Source organism: Caballeronia arvi (assembly GCF_001544695.2).
Classification (GTDB): Bacteria; Pseudomonadota; Gammaproteobacteria; order Burkholderiales; family Burkholderiaceae; genus Caballeronia; species Caballeronia arvi.
In genome coordinates, this window is the sequence record NZ_FCOM02000040.1 from 61,286 (window position 1) to 77,691 (window position 16,406).

The following is a 16,406-nucleotide window of genomic DNA, read 5'->3' on the forward strand; positions in this document are numbered from 1 at the left end:
CGATCAGCGCTTGTTGCGCGTTGGCACGGCGCGCGCGCCGACGAGCGGATTGAACGCCGCGCGCTTCGGCTCGGCTGATGTGCTTTTCTTTGCTGATACGCGGCCTTTCGATGGCGGGTCGTCACCGCTCAGCTGGCTCAATAAGTCTTCGTCTTCCTCGGGCTCCGCATCTTCCTCTGCCGCATTCGCCCGCGGTTCGCTTGCCGCGAGATGCCCTACGATCGACATGAAGTCCTTCTGCGCGCCCTTCAATCCGCGCGCGGGCATCATGACGAGCACCACGGCTTGCTGCACCGTGTGGCCATCGACGGTATGCAGCGTGCCTTCCTCGTTCCAGTCGATGGCGCTATCCGCATACGCCGCGATGACGTGATGCAGCACAGCAGGCGACATCACGCCGGCATCGTAGAGCGCGACGATCTGCCGTTCCGCGAGCGCGAACAGGCTCGGCGCGCTGCGTGCCGTTCGCCTGGGCTTTCTTGCGGCCATTCACTTCGCGGCGGGCGTGACCCGCCACACGGTATTGCCGACATCATCGGCGACGAGCAACGCGCCCTTGCCATCGACCACGACGCCCACAGGACGTCCGAGCGCATGGCCATCCGACGACACGAAGCCCGTCAGGATATCCTCGGGCGGACCGGCTGGCTTGCCGTTATCGAAGGGCACGAAGATGACTTTGTAGCCGGTTCTCGGCTTGCGATTCCACGAGCCATGCTGACCGATGAACGCGCCATTGCGATAGCGTTCGGCAAACGCATTGCCATCGTAGAAGGCGAGTCCAAGGGACGCGGTGTGCGCGCCGATCGCATAGTCGGGTGCGATGGCGGCCTGCACGAGATCCGCGCGCTGCGGCTTCACGCGATCATCGACATGCTGTCCGTAATAGCTGTACGGCCAGCCGTAGAACGCGCCATCCTTCACGGAAGTCAGATAGTCGGGCACGAGCTCGTTGCCCAGTTCGTCGCGTTCGTTCACGACGGTCCATAGCGCGCCGCTTTGCGGCTGCCATGCCATGCCGTTCGGATTGCGCAAGCCGGTGGCGAATAGGCGCGATTGCTTCGATTCGATATCCACTTCCATGATCGCCGCGCGCCCGTTCTCTGCGTCGATGCCGTTTTCCGCCGCGTTGCTGTTCGAGCCGACGGTCACATAGAGCTTCTTGCCGTCGCGGCTCGCGATGATGTTCTTGGTCCAGTGATGGTTGATATCGCCGGCGGGTAAATCGATGAACTTCTCGCCCGGTGTAGTGATTTGCGTGGCGCCGGTTTCGTACTTGAAGCGCATGATCGAATCGGTATTCGCGACGTAGAGCTCATCGCCGACGAGCGCCATGCCGAAGGGCGAATGCAGATTGTCGATGAACACGCTGCGCGTTTCCGCGACGCCATCGCCATCGGCATCGCGCAACAGGACGATGCGGTCCGCGCTCGGCACGGCGGCGCCCGCGCGCTTCTGCACCTTCTTCATCACGAAGCCCTTGATGCCTGAGTTTTCATCGTGCTTCGCGGGCGCGTTGCTTTCGGCGACGAGCACATCGCCATTGGGCAGCGTCGCGAGCCAGCGCGGATGATCGAGCCCTGTGCCGAAGGCGTTCACGCTGAAGCCCGCAGCGGCGATGGGTTTCTGTCCTTGCGCCCACGGCTTTGCCGGTGCGATGTTCACCGTAGGCATCATCGATTTATGTGGCGCGGGCAGCGTCGGATTCGGGCCGAAGTCCTGGGCGTAATCGTCGGCGATGGCCGCGCCGCTCGCGAGCATCAGTGCGAACGCGGCGGCTTGCGCGAGTTGCTTTGTTTTGGTCTTCATTCAACCGCCGCCGATGCCTTGCGTCACCTTGCCCGTGCCGCCGCACGTCTTGCAGTCCGCGCCGTCGCGCTTGCCCGAGCCATTGCAGTCCGGACAGAGGTCTTCGCCGCTGCCGGGTGCGCCGGGTTCGGCTTCATCGCCGGGATTGAGAGGAGGTTCCTGCGCCATCGCCGTATCCTTGCTTGTGGGAAGAATTGCATCGGTTGTAACGACAGCAAACAGCGTTCCTCCTCAGCGTGCAAGGCTTGCAGTCCTTTGGAAGTTTTTGCACGCGCGCGACGGGGCAGCAACGCGCAATCCCTTGCCGCGCCGGACTTCGGTTCTGGTACGCGCGATGCTCATATGACGATGCGGCACCAGCCGCGGCTTTTACCACTGCAAACGTCGTCGCGCGGGTTCCTGCACGTGATGACATAGCCAGGAGGGTTTTTATGAGCGGAAACCAAAAGCAAATGGGCAACCAGCCGTCCAAGCCGAATGAATCGAACGAGTCTCACAGGCAGCACGGCCAACACGAAAAGACACCGGGGCAACCGCAACAAGGTCAGACCGGCCAGCGGCAGCAGAATCAGCCGTTGCCGCAGCATAAGGGCGGCCAGCGTCAACCTTGATCGTCTTGGAGAAGTGGCAGGAAGCAACGCGCGCGGTCTCGCATTTGTGAGGCCGCGCGCGATCACATTCAGGGCTTGCGTCCGAATGCTTCGCGCAGACGCTTTTTCGCGCGCTCCAGTGTGCTCTTGCGCGACTTCGGCAAATTGCGTCCGGCGCGATTGATATAGAAGTTGAGCATCGCCATCGCCGATTGAAACGGCGAACCCTTGCGACGCGTGCTGCGCGTGGAGGAGCGCTTGAGCGAATCGGCGATTTCCTGCGCATTGCCGGTCTTGAAGATATCGCGCTGGATATCCATTGCGTCGCTCGTTTCCATTACATGATGCGACCAGCGGTGCGAAGCGCGCTCCGGCTTCTTGCGCGCGCCCGCGAGCGCGTGCCTCTGCCGCGTGCTCGGACGCTTGCCACCGCGCGTCTTGCTGCTCTTCTTCGATGCCGTTTTCGTAGCGGTTGTCATCATCGTGTCCTGTGATGCGTTACCAGTCGATGCGCCTCGCGCAGTGCATCGACGATCGCCTTGTAGGCGCGCTCGCGTGTTTCGGGATCGGGCGCGCGCAACGCGAACGAAGGGTGATAGGTCGCGACGATCGCATGCCCTTCGTGTTCGATCGCGTGTCCCATCGACGCTTGCAACGTCGCCTTTGAATCGCGCAGCACCGACTTGAGCGCGGTCGACCCGAGCGCAACGACCACCTTCGCCTTGACATCGCCCGTCTCGCGGTCGAGCCAGTAATGGCATGCATCGATCTCGCGTTGCCCGGGCGTCTTGTGCATGCGTCGCTTGCCGCGCGGTTCCCATTTGAAATGCTTGACGGCATTCGTCACGTACACCTCCTTGCGCGCGACGCCGGCCTCTTCGAGCGCGCGATCGAGCATCGCGCCAGCCGGTCCGACGAAAGGCTTGCCCTGCAAATCCTCCTGATCGCCAGGCTGCTCGCCGACGATCATCATCGGCGCATGACGCGGCCCCGCGCCCGGCACGGCTTGTGTCGCGTGTTCCCAGAGCGCGCAGCGTCGGCATTCATCGAGCGATTCGGGCTCCTGCTCCGGTTCGACGCCAGGCTGCGGCTTCTTCGATGCGGCCATGCCCGTCGCTCATGCGTTCGCGATGCGCCGCGCGTCGTCGAGCGTGAGCGGCTCGCGCATCGCTTCGGCGAGACGGCATACTGCGGCGTCGTGTTCGCATGCGACGACCGCGCCCACGCGGCCATCCTTCATCAGGTACGCGATGAAATGCTGCGCGTCCGGATCGCCGTCTATCTCGATGCTGTCGGGCTCGTTCACATGCCCGAGATAATCGAATGTCTTCTCGTAGTGATAAGTCCAGAAGTAGGGCACGCCCACGTATTTGCGCGGGCTGCCTGCCATGTTGTATGCGGCGACGCGCGCATGCTGCTGTGCGACGCGCCAGTGCTCGATACGCACGTTTTGATCCGAACGCGGCAGCGGGAAGCGCGCGATATCGCCGGCTGCATAGAGTGCGGGCGCGGCGAGCATGGTGTCATCGACGCGCACGCCGCCATCGTCTTCGAGCGTGACGCCCGACAGAAACGATGTCGCTGGCCCCACACCCGTTCCCGCGAGCACGACATCGGCGGCGAGCTTTTCACCGGAATCGAGGATCACTTCACGCACTTCATTGCTGCCTCTGAAAGCGCTCACGCGCGCGTTCATATGAAACGTCACGCCGTTCTGTTCGTGCAGCTTCCTGAACATCTCGCCGATGCGCTCGCCGAACTGTTTCGCGAACGGCACCTTGCCGGGCGCGACGACAGTCACGTCGATATCGCGCTTCCTCAGACAAGAAGCCGCTTCGAGCCCGATGAAACTCGCGCCGACGATCACCGCGCGCTTGCGTCCTTCAAGCGATTGAAGAATCGCACGCGCATCTTCACGCGTGCGCAGCAGATGAACATGTTCGAGATTCGAGCCGGGGATATCGAGCGGCTTTGGCATGCCGCCCGTGCAAACCAGCGCGGCTTCGTAATCGATCTTCTGACCGTTCGCGAGTTCGACATGCTTGTCCGCGGCATCGAGACGAATGGCTTTCGATTCGATGCGCTCGATGCCGTGCTTCGCGAAGAAATCCTGATCGAGCAGCGGCGGGACATCGTCGGGCGGCATGTCGCCCGCGAGCGTGAACTTGCTGAGCGACGTTCGATCGTAAGGCTCGCGCGCATCGTCGCCCGCGAGCACGATGCGGCCGTCGAAGCCCGCCTCGCGCAATGCCGAACATGCCGCCGCGCCTGCCGCGCCCGCGCCGACGATCAGCATGGTGCGCTCGTTCGAATGTTGCGTCTCTTTGACTGCGCCGCTACCGGCGGGCGGCAAGGACACGTAGACATCGCCGTCCTTCACGGTTGCGTCATATCGCGTCAATGCCTTCAACGGCGGCGGTTCGACGAGACTGCCGTCGCGAACGTCGAACGTGCCCTTGTGCCACGGACATACGATGCGTCCATTGCAGATCGCGCCTTCATCGAGCGGGCCGCCCGCGTGGGGACACTCGGCGGTAAAGGCGCGCACGGCATCGCCATCGCGCACGAGAAGAATCGGCGTTTCTTTCGCGTCCTTTTCGTCGCTCCTGATGCACACGCGTGTGCCGCGTTCGGCGGAAAGATCCGCGAAACGCGCGACTTTATGCAGGGTGGGGGACATTGCACTCTCCGGTGGCTGGCTTTTTCGGGCAAGCAATAACCGATCCTCGTCGGCATCGCGGCGCAATGGCGCAATCGTCCAGGACATTTCGACACACACGAAAAGCGACGAATGCACGTCGACAACCTTGACTTCTCTCAACCTTAAATCCGACCGCCTTCGTTAGTATCGCTTCCCAACCATCAGTCAGTGAGTTCGTCGAAGGAAAAGCATGTCGAGAAAATTATTACTATCGGCCGCGTTCGGTGTGCTGGTTGCGGGATATCTGGCCTTATCGGGTTATGCCTATGTGCATGACACGGCGTATGCGAGCCAGGCCGCCGAAGCGCGCGCGCCGTCGGCGCAGGCGGCCGCAATACGCGACGTGCTGAATCGCAACGCATGTTATTACTGTCATTCGACGAAGACGGAATTGCCGGCCTATGCGAAGCTGCCGGGCATCGCGCAGTTGTCGCAACACGATGTCGAGAGAGGATTGCGCCATTTCCGTATCGACGCGCTCTATCGATCTCTCGAACAAGGCACAACCGTTCCGCAGGCGGATATTGCCAAGATTGAGAGCGTCGTGCAGAACGGAACCATGCCGCCCGCCGCGTTCCGTGCGGTGCACTGGAGCACGGGCCTCACGGAGGAAGATCAGGCGATGCTGCTCGCGTGGATCGCCGATGTGCGCAAGGCTCATTACGCGACGCAAGGCGTGAGCGCCGCGTTCGCGAACGATCCGGTGCAGCCGTTGCCGCAGTCGGTGCCCGTTGATGCGAGAAAGGTCGCGCTCGGCCAGCGTCTCTTTCACGATCCGCGTCTGTCGTCCGACAATACGGTCTCTTGCGCGAGCTGCCACGGGCTGAATACGGGCGGTGTCGACAATCGTAAGCGCTCGGCCGGCGTCGGCGGCCAGCTCGGCGGCGTGAATGCGCCAACTGTCTTCAATGCGGTGTTCAATCACGCGCAATTCTGGGACGGGCGCGCCGCGACGCTACAGGGCCAGGCAGGCGGTCCGCCATTGAATCCGGTGGAGATGGCGTCGGTGTCCTGGGATCAGATCATCGGCAAGCTGAAGCAGGATACCGAATTCAGCCGTTCGTTCGAAGCGGTGTACCCGCAAGGCTGGACGGGCATGAATATCACCGATGCGATCGCCGAGTTTGAAAAGACGCTGCTGACGCCGAGCCGCTTCGATGCCTACCTGCGTGGCGACCGGACCGCGCTCAACGCGCAGGAACTACGCGGCTATCAGCTATTCAAGCAGAACCGTTGCGCAACGTGTCACGTCGGCGTGAATCTCGGCGGGCAGTCGTATGAACGCATGGGGCGCACCGGAGATTATTTCGCTGCGCGTGGCGAAGCGCTGACCGATGCGGACAAGGGCCGCGCAAACGTCACGCACGATCCGCTCGATCTATACCACTTCAAGGTGCCGGGACTGCGCAATGTCGAACTGACGGCGCCGTATTTCCACGACGGCAGCGTGAAGGATCTGCATCAGGCCGTCCGCGACATGGCGAAATACGAAGTGGGCACGAAGCTATCGGAAGCCGACGTCAATGCGATCGTCGCGTTTCTCAAGACCCTGACGGGCACTTACACGCCGGCGCTGGCGACCGCACGTTGAGCGGCTGGCGCGGTGCGCATTGCCCGCGCGCCGCGCGTTTGTCGTTGATGCATCAAAGCGCTTCAGTCACCGCGCGCAGAAACTGACGCGTGCGCTCATGTTGCGGCGCGGTGAAGAACTGCTGCGGCGGCGCCTGCTCGATGATCTTGCCCTGCGAGAAGAAGCACACACGATCCGCGAAATCTTTCGCGAAACCCATCTGGTGCGTGACCATCAGCATCGTCAGGTTGTGCTCCGCGCCGAGGCGTCGGATCACGTTGAGCACTTCGCCGCAGAGCTCGGGATCGAGCGCGGACGTGACTTCGTCGAAGAGCATGATCTTCGGGCGCATCGCGAGCGCACGCGCAATCGCAACGCGCTGCTGCTGTCCGCCCGACAACTGCGACGGATAGTGATTGCACTTCTCGGCAAGGCCGACCATCGAGAGCAGTTCGCGCGCGCGTTCGGTCGCTTCCTTCTTCGATAACCCGAGCACGCTCATCGGCGCTTCGATCGTATTCGCGAGCGCGGTCATGTGCGGAAACAGATTGAAGCTCTGAAACACCATGCCAATCTTGCTGCGCACTTGCCGCACATGTCGCGGCGATGCGGGCACGAGCTTGCCGCCGCGCATCTCGTGCGTGAGCGGCTCGCCATCCACTTCGATGACGCCATCGGTCAGGGGATCGAGCGTCATCAGCACGCGCAGCAATGTGGACTTGCCCGAGCCGCTCGGCCCGATGATCGCCACTTTCTCGTTGGGCGCGACATCGAGATCGAGGCCGTCGAGCACGGTCAGCGCGCCGTAGCGCTTCGTGACATTGCGAAAGCGCACGATCGCCGCGTTCGCCTGTGTCTCAGCCGCCGCGCCGAGCGCCGGGTCGAGGTCTCGCTTCATGTGCTGCTCCTGAATGTGGGTGGCGGTCATGGCAGCCTCACGCGCCGTTCGATGTGACGCACGCCCGAGGCGAACGTCACGCTGATGATGAGAAAGAAGATTCCGGTCATCGTGATCGGTTCGAGATAACGGAATGTCTCCGAGCCGATGTTCTTCGCCTGCTGCATCAATTCGACGACGGTGATCGCCGAGAGCACCGGCGTGTCCTTGAACATCGCGACGAGATAGTTGCCGAGCGCGGGAATCACCGGGCGAATCGCCTGCGGCAGAATCACGCCCGTATAAGTGCGCCACGGCGAGATCGACAGCGCGCACGATGCTTCCCACTGTCCGCGCGCGACGCCGTTGAGCCCGGCGCGATAGACCTCCGACACATAGCACGCGTAATGCACCGCGATGCCAAGCGTGCCCGCCATCAGCGCGGACATCGTGAAGCCATAGAGTGGCGCGACATAGAACAGCACGTACACCTGAATCAGCAGCGGCGTGCTGCGGATGAACTCGATGAAAAACGCGGTCGCTTTCGCGAGCGGCGCAAAGTCGCTGCGCCGCATGATCGCGAGCACGAGGCCGAGCACGAGCGCGATCGCGAAACCGACGAGCGTGATGCCGATCGTGTACATGGCCGCGCGCGCGAGTTCGGGCAGGATATGCAGCGCATATTTCACATCGAAGAGCTGGCCGAGGGTGGTCATGATGCGGCTCCCTGAGGCGTGCGGCTGATCTTGCGAATCGCCACATGACTGCTGACGCGCCGCTCGAACACACGCATCACGGCGACGATCACCTGCGCCAGCACGAAGTAGATGAGCAGCGTGAGCCCGAAGACTTCGGCGGTCTTGAACGTCGCTTCGTCGAGCTGGCGCGCGCGGAACGTGAGATCCGAAAGCGTGATCAGCGAGACGAGCGACGTGCCCTTGAGCAGTTCGATCATCAGGTTGGTCGCGGGCGGCAGCGCGTTGATCATCGCCTGCGGCAACACGATGCGACGCAGCCGCGCGGCCGCCGGCATGTTCAGCGCGAGCGCCGCTTCGTACTGGCCGCCCGGCACCGAGCGCAGTGCGCCGCGCAGAATCTCCGAGCCATACGCGCCGTAATGCAGCCCCAGTCCGACGATGGCGACCGTGAAGGGCGTCAGTTTCAGATCGAAAGGCGGCAGCGGCAGCACGAAGAACAGCCAGAACAACTGCACGAGCAGCGACGTGCCGCGAAACACTTCGACATACACGTTGCCGGCCCAGCGCACCGCGCGGTATGGCGCGGCGCGCAACGCCGTCGCGACACCCGCCATCACGATCGCAAGCAGGATGCTGATGACGGCAATCTGGATCGTGACGAGCGTGCCCTTCATCATCAAGGGCAAAAGCTCATGGAGGTCACTCATGACGGTTCCTCGCTAATTGATGAACGCTGCGCGTCGCTAGGCGCGAATGCTCAGCCGGCGCACAGTTCCGGCGCTTTCTTGGTCGTCACGTTGGACTTGTCGAAGCCGAACGGCGCGACCGTCTTCAGATGATCTTCAGTGCCGAGCCATTGATGCAGTTCCTTGTTCACGGCATCGCGCAGATCGGTGTCTTCGGGGCGGAACGCGAGCGCGCCGTAGCCAGTGTGTTTCGGATCGTCGTTGAACTGGCTGATCGCTTCGACCTGCGGGCCGCCCTTCGATGCGAGACCCTTCATCGTGAGCGCGGTGCCGACGGCGGCATCGGCGCGGCGCGCGCGCACCGCCTGCAATTGCGCGGTGGTGTCCGGAACCTGCAGGATCTGGTCATCCTTGATGCCTGCCTGACGCGCATAGCCGAGTTCGGCCGTTCCTGCCATCACAGCAAGTTTCGTGTCCGGTTGCTTCGCGACATCGGCATAGCTGTGCAGATTCTTCGGATTGCCCTTCATGGTCAGCAGCGTGTCAGGGATCTGGTATTGCGGATCGGCGAATGCGACCTGTTTGCAGCGCTCGGGCGTGATGTACATGCCCGCCGCGATGACATCGAAGCGGCCCGCTTTCAGGCCCGGAATCAACGCGCCCCATTCGGTCAGCACTGCATCGACCTTCTTCACGCCGAGCTTGGCAAACACTTTTTTCGCGATCTCCGGCGATTCGCCGGTCACCGTGCCATCGGGCGTCGTGTAGGCAAAGGGCGTTTCGTTCGCATAGCCGATACGCACTTCGCCGGTGCGCTGAATGCGCTGCAACGTGGTTTCCGCGTTCGCGCTCGTGGCATAGGCGGCAAGGCTCGCTGCCGCGACGCACGCCGCCGCCAGCATTCCAGACAGTCGCTTCGTGTTCATATCGTTCCCGTATTGATGGTTCTTCAAGCGTGGTCGAATGGGCGGCGATACAGAGGAGAGACCGAGGAAAACCCTTACTTCGAAGAGTTTTGGCGCCGCTCGCTGCATAGCCACCGACGCAGAATACAAAGCCATATATTTGTTCCGATTGCTCTAGGACAATTATTTTCATGCGCGTTTTTGCGCCACTATTGCGCAAGGAACCAGGCAAGCGAGGAGCAGGACGTGAATGAAAGATGGCGCGACGCCGTGCGCACGGTGCAGGGCGTGCAGTCCAAATACAAGCGGCTGGTCAAGGCGATGGCCGCCGATATCGAAAGCGGCGCGCTGGCATCCGGCGAGCGCCTGCCGCCGCAACGCGAAGTCGCTGCCGATCTCGCGATCAGCGTGCAGACCGTCACGAACGCTTACAAGGAGCTCGAAAGGCAAGGGCTGATTCGTTGCGAAGTGGGACGTGGCAGCTTCGTCGCCGCGCGCGTGACCGAGACGATGTCCACTTACATGCTCGATACGGCCGAGCGCTCCGTCGTCGATTTCTCTATTGCGCGCATCGTGCATACGCCCGAGCACGACGCGATGTGGCGCAAGGTCTGCGCGACCTTGTCGACGATAGAAGATCAGCCGTGGATACGCGCGTTCCGCCCGATTGCGGGCTTCGACAGTCATCGGCAGGCGGGTGTCGAATGGCTCGCGTCGCTGAACATGCCCGCGAAGGTGGAGACGCTGCTCGTCACGAATGGCGTCGCGCATAGCATCTTTCTCGCGCTCGCGTGCATCGTCGGTCCCGGCGATACGGTGCTGTGCGAGAGCCTCACGGACCACGGCGTGATCGGTTCGGCTAACGTGCTGGGGTTTACGCTCAAAGGTCTGGAGATCGACGAGCACGGTATTCGACCCGAGCACTTCGAGGAAGTCTGCGACAGCGAACGCGTGAGCGCGCTCGTCTGCACGCCGACGCTGAACAATCCGACCGTCGCGATGATGCCGGATTCGCGCCGCCGCGCGATTGCGCGCATTGCGGAGCGCTATGGCGTCTATGTGATCGAAGACGATGTCTATGGCGCGCTGCCCGCGAAGACGCAGACGCCGATTGCGAGCCTCATTCCCGAACTCGCGTTCTATTGCACGAGCATGACCAAGTCCGTGTTGAGCGGCTTGCGCACCGGCTTCATGACGGTGCCGCGCCGTCTTGCATTGCGTGCGGAAAGCGTGCTGCGCGTGAGTTGCTGGATGGCGACATCGCCGATCGCGGAAGTCACGGCGCGCTGGATCACGGACGGCACCGCGCAACGCCTCGTGCAGATTCAGCGCGAACGTCTTGCGGCGCGGCAGAGCGTCGTGCGCGAATTGCTCGGCGAATATGTGCTCGGCAGCCATCCGAACGCGCTGTCGGTGTGGCTGCGCGTGCCCGACGAATGGGAAGCCGAACGCATCACGCGTGAATTGCGCAATCGCAATATCGCGGTGACATCGCCCGATCCGTTTCTCGTGCGCGGCGCAGAGCGGCCCAATGCAGTGCGGCTGTGCGTGGGCGCCGAAGTGGGCGAGAGCACGTTCCGCGCGGCCGTCCAGACCATGCGCGAAGTCTTCGGCCAATACCCGCACGTGCACGATTTCAATTAGATCGACGTGATTGAACTAGGACAATCGAAAACGATTTTTTAGGACATTAGACTGGTTTGCATCGTTACCTCAAACGCAATCCGGTCTCACATGTCCGCACTCACGCTCGCCGATGTCTACCGCGCCCGCCAGCGCATTGAAGGACGCGCACTCGTTACGCCGCTCGTTCAGTCGATGGCGCTGTCGCGCGTCGCAGGCGTGCCGGTTCATCTGAAGCTCGAAACGCTGCAGCCCACCGGCAGCTTCAAATTGCGCGGCGCGACCAATGCGCTCGCGCAGATCGCAGAGGAAGGCTGCACGCGCGTCGTCACCGCATCGACGGGCAATCATGGCCGCGCGGTCGCGCATGCGGCGCGTGCGCTCGGCATCGAAGCGGCCGTGTGCATGTCGTCGCTCGTGCCGAAGAACAAGGTCGATGCCGTGGCCGTGCTCGGCGCGCGCGTCGTTATCGCCGGCAAGAGTCAGGACGATGCGCAGGTCGAAGCGCAACGTCTCGTGCGCGAAGAAGGCTATGCGTTCGTGCCGCCTTTCGACGATGAACGCGTGATTGCGGGGCAGGCCACCATCGGCCTCGAAATTCTCGAAGCATTGCCCGATGCCGCGAGCATCGTCGTGCCTTTGTCGGGCGGCGGCCTGTTCAGCGGCATCGCGTTCGCGGCGAAGCACATTCGACGCGACGTGAAGATGATCGGCGTGTCGATGCAACGCGGCGCCGCGATGCACGCGAGTCTTGCGGCAGGCAAGCCCGTGTTCGTCGATGAACTCGAAACGCTCGCCGATTCGCTCGGCGGTGGCATCGGCCTCGATAACCGGCATACCTTCACCATGACGCGCGATCTCATCGACGACGTCGTGCTGCTCGATGAAGTCTCGATCGCGCGCGGCATCGTGCATGCGTATCGCGAAGAGCGGCTCGTCGTAGAAGGTGCGGCGGCGGTCGGCATGGCAGCGCTGCTTGACGGCGCGATCGAATCGCAAGGCGGTCCGATCGTGATTGTCGTGAGCGGCAGCAACATCGATATCGAAACGCATCGCCGTCTCATCGGAGCGGCCTGAACCCATGTCCAACATCGATACATCCACCGTGCTGCTCGGTCAGGCGCAATTGCGCAAGCTCGTGCCGCTCGATCTCGACGCGATCGAACAGATCGAAGCCGCGTTCAAGTCACTCGCGACCGAAGCCGTTGCGATGCCGCCGATTCTGCGTCTCGACATTCCCGAGCATGCAGGCGAAGTCGACGTGAAAACCGCGTATTTGCCGCGCTTTCCGAGCTTCGCGATCAAGGTGAGCCCGGGCTTCTTCAACAATCCGTCGCTTGGCCTTCCGAGCCTGAATGGCCTGATGCTGGTGCTGTCGGCGCGCACAGGTTTGACGGAAGCTGTGTTGCTCGACAACGGTTATCTCACTGCGGTGCGCACGGCGGCCGCGGGGGCAGTCGCATCGCGCTGGCTCGCGCGCAAGGATGCGAAGCGTGTGGCGATCATCGGCGCGGGCGAGCAGGCGCGTTTGCAACTGAAGGCATTGCGTCTCGTGCGCGATATCGAGCATGTGACGGTATGGGCGCGCGAGCGTGATCGCGCAATGCAATTCGCACGCGATTGCGAGGGCATCGATTGCGATGTCGCGGATAGCGTGAGCGACGCGCTGAAGCATGCAGACATCGCCATCACGACGACCCCGAGCCGCGAGCCTTTGATTCATGCACGCGACCTGCATCCCGGCCTGCATATCACGGCGATGGGATCGGACGCCGAGCACAAGAACGAAATTGCGCCGGACGTGTTCACGAAAGCGCGCTATGTATGCGACCGCTTACAGCAAGTGCGCGTGCTGGGCGAGTTGCATCACGCAATCGAAGCGGGCGTGACGGATGCTGATACGGCTTTTGCCGAGCTGGGACAAGTGATCGCGCATCAAGTCCCTGGCCGAACGAACGATGAAGAAGTGACCGTGTGCGATCTGACTGGCACCGGCGCGCAGGACACCGCGATTGCAACGCTTGCGATTCAGCGTGCGCGCGCGGACAAAGCAGGAACCATTTTCCACAACGATGTGACCGCCTGATAGAGGGGACGATGTCCGAAATCATGCAACAGAAGAAAGGCGGGGCGCCCGTGGTACGCCTGCCGTTCGAGCGCTGCGAATACGACGCACGTATTGCGAAGACGCGGCGCGCGATGGAGAAGGCGGGCATCGATCTGCTGATCGTGACCGACCCGACCAACATGGCGTGGCTCACGGGTTATGACGGCTGGTCGTTCTACGTGCATCAGTGCGTGCTGCTCGCGATGGACGGCGAGCCGGTCTGGTACGGACGCGGTCAGGATGCGAACGGCGCGAAGCGCACTGTGTTCATGGGGCACGACGATATCGTCGGCTATCCGGATCACTACGTGCAGTCGACGGAACGTCATCCGATGGATTATCTCTCCACTGAAGTGATCACGGCGCGCGGCTGGGACAGGAAACGAATCGGCGTGGAGATGGATAACTATTACTTCAGCGCGAAGGCGTATGCATCGCTGACGCAGCATTTGCCGAACGCGAAGTTCGTCGATGCAACCGCGCTCGTCAATTGGCAGCGTGCGGTGAAGTCGCCGCGCGAAATCGAATATATGCGCGTGGCGGCGCGTATCGTCGAGAAGATGCATGCGCGTATTCTCGACAAGGTCGAGCCGGGCATGAAGAAGAGCGATCTCGTCGCGCAGATTTATGAAGCCGGTATTACGGGCGTCGAAGGTTATGGCGGCGATTATCCGGCGATCGTCCCATTGTTGCCGACGGGTTCCGACGCCGCCGCGCCGCATCTTACGTGGGACGATTCGGCGTTCACCGCGAACGCGGGCACGTTCTTCGAAATCGCGGGATGTTTCAAGCGTTATCACTGCCCGCTCTCGCGCACGGTGTATTTGGGCAAGCCGCCGCAGCACTTCATCGAAGGCGAGAAGGCGGTTGTCGAAGGTATCGAAGCGGGCCTTGCGATGGCAAAGCCGGGCAACAAGACCGAGGACATTGCCAAGGCGTTCTTTGCGGTGCTGGCGAAGTTCGGCATCGAAAAGAATAGCCGCTGCGGTTATCCGATCGGTGCGAGCTATCCGCCGGACTGGGGCGAGCGCACGATGAGCCTGCGTCCCGGGGACAAGACTGTCCTCGAACCCGGCATGACGTTCCATTTCATGCCAGGGCTATGGCTTGACGACTGGGGCCTGGAAATCACGGAGAGCATCCTGATTACGGACACTGGCGTCGAGACCTTCTGCAACACGCCTCGAAAATTGTTCGTGAAGGAGTAACACGATGCGCGCGTCACCGATCAGCCCGACCGTCGATTTCGACGCCGAAGGCGTTCAGCACGGCTTTCTGAAGTTGCCGTACTCGCGCAACGATTCCGCGTGGGGCGCCGTGATGGTTCCGGTCACCGTGATCAAGCACGGCGACGGACCGACCGCGTTGCTCACGGGCGGCAATCACGGCGACGAGTACGAAGGGCCGATCGCGCTGGCGAAGCTCGCATCGACGCTTAGAGAAGGTGACGTGAACGGCCGCGTGATCATCGTGCCGTTCATGAACTATCCTGCATTTCGCGTGGGTTCGCGCACTTCGCCGATCGATGCGGGCAATTTGAATCGCAGCTTTCCCGGCAAGCCGGACGGCACGGTGACGGAGAAGATCGCGGATTACTTCCAGCGTCATCTGTTGCCGCTCGCCGATTATGTGCTCGATATCCATGCAGGCGGCCGCACGCTCGACTTTCTGCCGTTTGCGGCGATCCACGTGCTGAACGACGCGACGCAGCAATCGCGCTGCGAAGCCGCGATGCGTGCATTCGGTGCGCCGTATTCGATGCGCATGCTCGAGCTCGACAGTGTCGGTCTTTACGACAGCGCCGCGGAGGAAGCGGGCAAGGTGTTCGTATCGACGGAGCTGGGCGGCGGCGGATCGTCGACGGCGAAGAGCGTTGCTATCGCGGAGCGTGGCGTGTATGGTTTTCTCGCGTATGCGGGCATCATCGAGAAGTCGGTGGTGCAGGGCGAAGCGCGCACGACGACACTGCTCGATATGCCCGATGGTTCGTGCTACACGACGAGCGAGCATACCGGCTTGCTGGAGATGTGCCGCGATCTCGGTGACATGGTGAAAGCGGGCGATGTGCTTGCGCGGGTCTATGACATCACGCGTACGGGCGAGCCTGCGATTGAATACCGTGCGAAACGGGATGGACTGCTTGCGGCGCGGCATTTTCCGGGGCTGGTTCAGACGGGCGATACCGTGGCTGTGGTTGCGGATATCGTCGAACGCAACATTGCTGTGAGCGTGTAAGTTGATCAAGCTCGACCGCTACGATCTGGCTATCCTGCGCATTCTTGCGCGGGATGGCCGCATTACGAAATCGCGTCTTGCCGAGGAGGTGAATCTTTCCATCTCGCCGGCGTGGGAGCGTGTGAAGAAACTCGAAGACAGCGGACTGATACGCGGCTATCGCGCGGATATCGATTGGGCGGCTGCTTTCAAGGGCAGTCGTATCGTCGTTGAGGTGACGCTTTCGCGTCATACTGCGCAGGATATGCGGCGGTTCGAGGAGCGGGTTTTGGCTGCTTCTGAGATCGTGCAGTGTTATGCCACTGGGGGTGGGGTCGATTACGTGCTGCATGTCGTGGCGCGGGATATCGATCACTATCAGCGGTTCATCGATTCTTTGCTCGTCGAGGAGTTGGGGATCGAGAGGTATTTCACTTATATCGTGACGAAGGTCGTCAAGGATGTCGGCGAAGGGGCGCCGGATTTTGGCGATGTTTTGTGAGCTTGCCTTGTCGCCGGATCCCGAATTGGAGTTGGCTTATTAGCCTCGCCCCTATGCGGGGCGGCAGTCACTTTCTTTGCTGCTGTGTATAGACCGGGGACATGGGTAACAGGTGTGTCAGGAC

Annotated in this window: 18 protein-coding genes; 8 read left to right on the top strand and 10 right to left on the bottom strand. The window is 62.0% G+C overall.

The genetic code is table 11. From position 1 onward, the window contains the following. Positions 1-3 precede the first annotated feature (3 nt). From AWB74_RS30870 to AWB74_RS47010, 3 genes are read right to left on the bottom strand one after another with little or no spacing between them, the layout of a single operon-like run. A complete protein-coding gene (locus AWB74_RS30870) occupies positions 4-489 on the bottom strand; it encodes a hypothetical protein (protein WP_061150415.1) in 486 nt (161 codons plus the stop codon). Next, positions 490-1,761 (bottom strand): PQQ-dependent sugar dehydrogenase, encoded by a 1,272-nt coding sequence (locus tag AWB74_RS30875; RefSeq protein ID WP_061150440.1) that lies wholly within the window; start codon positions 1,759-1,761, stop codon positions 490-492. Positions 1,762-1,809: 48 nt separating this feature from the next. Continuing rightward, positions 1,810-1,977 (bottom strand): hypothetical protein, encoded by a 168-nt coding sequence (locus AWB74_RS47010; RefSeq protein ID WP_200822055.1) that lies wholly within the window; start codon positions 1,975-1,977, stop codon positions 1,810-1,812. Between the two features lie 263 nt (positions 1,978-2,240). On the opposite strand from AWB74_RS47010, the gene AWB74_RS45830 reads away from it, so the two are divergent. Then, on the top strand, positions 2,241-2,420 hold the full coding sequence (locus AWB74_RS45830; RefSeq protein WP_143749338.1) for a hypothetical protein: 180 nt from the start codon (positions 2,241-2,243) through the stop codon (positions 2,418-2,420). A 68-nt stretch (positions 2,421-2,488) separates the two neighbouring features. Here the strand turns inward: AWB74_RS45830 and AWB74_RS30880 are convergent, their stop codons facing one another. Genes AWB74_RS30880 through AWB74_RS30890 form a run of 3 tightly spaced genes read right to left on the bottom strand, consistent with a single transcriptional unit; the run spans position 2,489 to position 5,079 of the window. Beyond that, a complete protein-coding gene (locus AWB74_RS30880) occupies positions 2,489-2,878 on the bottom strand; it encodes a DUF3175 domain-containing protein (RefSeq protein ID WP_407642490.1) in 390 nt (129 codons plus the stop codon). Further along, complete coding sequence (locus tag AWB74_RS30885) at positions 2,878-3,507, bottom strand: UdgX family uracil-DNA binding protein (RefSeq protein ID WP_061150417.1); 630 nt, start codon at positions 3,505-3,507, stop codon at positions 2,878-2,880. Before AWB74_RS30885 ends, AWB74_RS30880 begins: the two co-directional genes overlap by 1 nt. Positions 3,508-3,516: 9 nt before the next feature. Then, on the bottom strand, positions 3,517-5,079 hold the full coding sequence (locus AWB74_RS30890; protein ID WP_061150418.1) for an FAD-dependent oxidoreductase: 1,563 nt from the start codon (positions 5,077-5,079) through the stop codon (positions 3,517-3,519). Between the two features lie 211 nt (positions 5,080-5,290). Here AWB74_RS30890 and AWB74_RS30895 point away from each other — a divergent pair, with 211 nt between their 5' ends. Beyond that, a complete protein-coding gene (locus tag AWB74_RS30895) occupies positions 5,291-6,691 on the top strand; it encodes a cytochrome c peroxidase (protein WP_061150419.1) in 1,401 nt (466 codons plus the stop codon). 52 nt (positions 6,692-6,743) lie between these two features. Here the strand turns inward: AWB74_RS30895 and ehuA are convergent, their stop codons facing one another. From ehuA to ehuB, 4 genes are read right to left on the bottom strand one after another with little or no spacing between them, the layout of a single operon-like run. Then, a complete protein-coding gene (ehuA, locus tag AWB74_RS30900) occupies positions 6,744-7,568 on the bottom strand; it encodes an ectoine/hydroxyectoine ABC transporter ATP-binding protein EhuA (RefSeq protein WP_087039305.1) in 825 nt (274 codons plus the stop codon). A gap of 26 nt (positions 7,569-7,594) precedes the next feature. Continuing rightward, positions 7,595-8,263, bottom strand: a complete 669-nt coding sequence (gene ehuD, locus AWB74_RS30905) for an ectoine/hydroxyectoine ABC transporter permease subunit EhuD (RefSeq protein WP_061150420.1) — start codon at positions 8,261-8,263, stop codon at positions 7,595-7,597. Continuing rightward, positions 8,260-8,952, bottom strand: a complete 693-nt coding sequence (gene ehuC, locus AWB74_RS30910) for an ectoine/hydroxyectoine ABC transporter permease subunit EhuC (RefSeq protein WP_200822056.1) — start codon at positions 8,950-8,952, stop codon at positions 8,260-8,262. Before ehuC ends, ehuD begins: the two co-directional genes overlap by 4 nt. A gap of 50 nt (positions 8,953-9,002) precedes the next feature. Then, entirely contained in the window at positions 9,003-9,857 is an 855-nt protein-coding gene (gene ehuB, locus AWB74_RS30915) for an ectoine/hydroxyectoine ABC transporter substrate-binding protein EhuB (RefSeq protein WP_061150422.1), read from the bottom strand. Positions 9,858-10,082: 225 nt separating this feature from the next. Here ehuB and ehuR point away from each other — a divergent pair, with 225 nt between their 5' ends. The 6 genes from ehuR (at position 10,083) to AWB74_RS30945 (ending at position 16,282) form a co-directional block, all read left to right on the top strand. Next, positions 10,083-11,480, top strand: a complete 1,398-nt coding sequence (gene ehuR / locus AWB74_RS30920) for a MocR-like ectoine utilization transcription factor EhuR (RefSeq protein WP_061150423.1) — start codon at positions 10,083-10,085, stop codon at positions 11,478-11,480. Between the two features lie 90 nt (positions 11,481-11,570). Beyond that, the gene (gene eutB, locus AWB74_RS30925; RefSeq protein WP_061150424.1) at positions 11,571-12,536 is read left to right on the top strand and encodes a hydroxyectoine utilization dehydratase EutB; all 966 of its coding nucleotides are present in this window, start codon (positions 11,571-11,573) and stop codon (positions 12,534-12,536) included. A gap of 4 nt (positions 12,537-12,540) precedes the next feature. Beyond that, on the top strand, positions 12,541-13,545 hold the full coding sequence (locus tag AWB74_RS30930) for a cyclodeaminase (RefSeq protein WP_061150425.1): 1,005 nt from the start codon (positions 12,541-12,543) through the stop codon (positions 13,543-13,545). Between the two features lie 11 nt (positions 13,546-13,556). Further along, entirely contained in the window at positions 13,557-14,774 is a 1,218-nt protein-coding gene (doeA, locus tag AWB74_RS30935) for an ectoine hydrolase DoeA (protein ID WP_061150426.1), read from the top strand. A gap of 4 nt (positions 14,775-14,778) precedes the next feature. Further along, entirely contained in the window at positions 14,779-15,801 is a 1,023-nt protein-coding gene (gene doeB, locus AWB74_RS30940; protein ID WP_061150427.1) for a N(2)-acetyl-L-2,4-diaminobutanoate deacetylase DoeB, read from the top strand. A 1-nt stretch (position 15,802) separates the two neighbouring features. Beyond that, on the top strand, positions 15,803-16,282 hold the full coding sequence (locus AWB74_RS30945; protein WP_061150428.1) for an Lrp/AsnC family transcriptional regulator: 480 nt from the start codon (positions 15,803-15,805) through the stop codon (positions 16,280-16,282). The last annotated feature ends 124 nt before the right edge of the window (positions 16,283-16,406 follow it).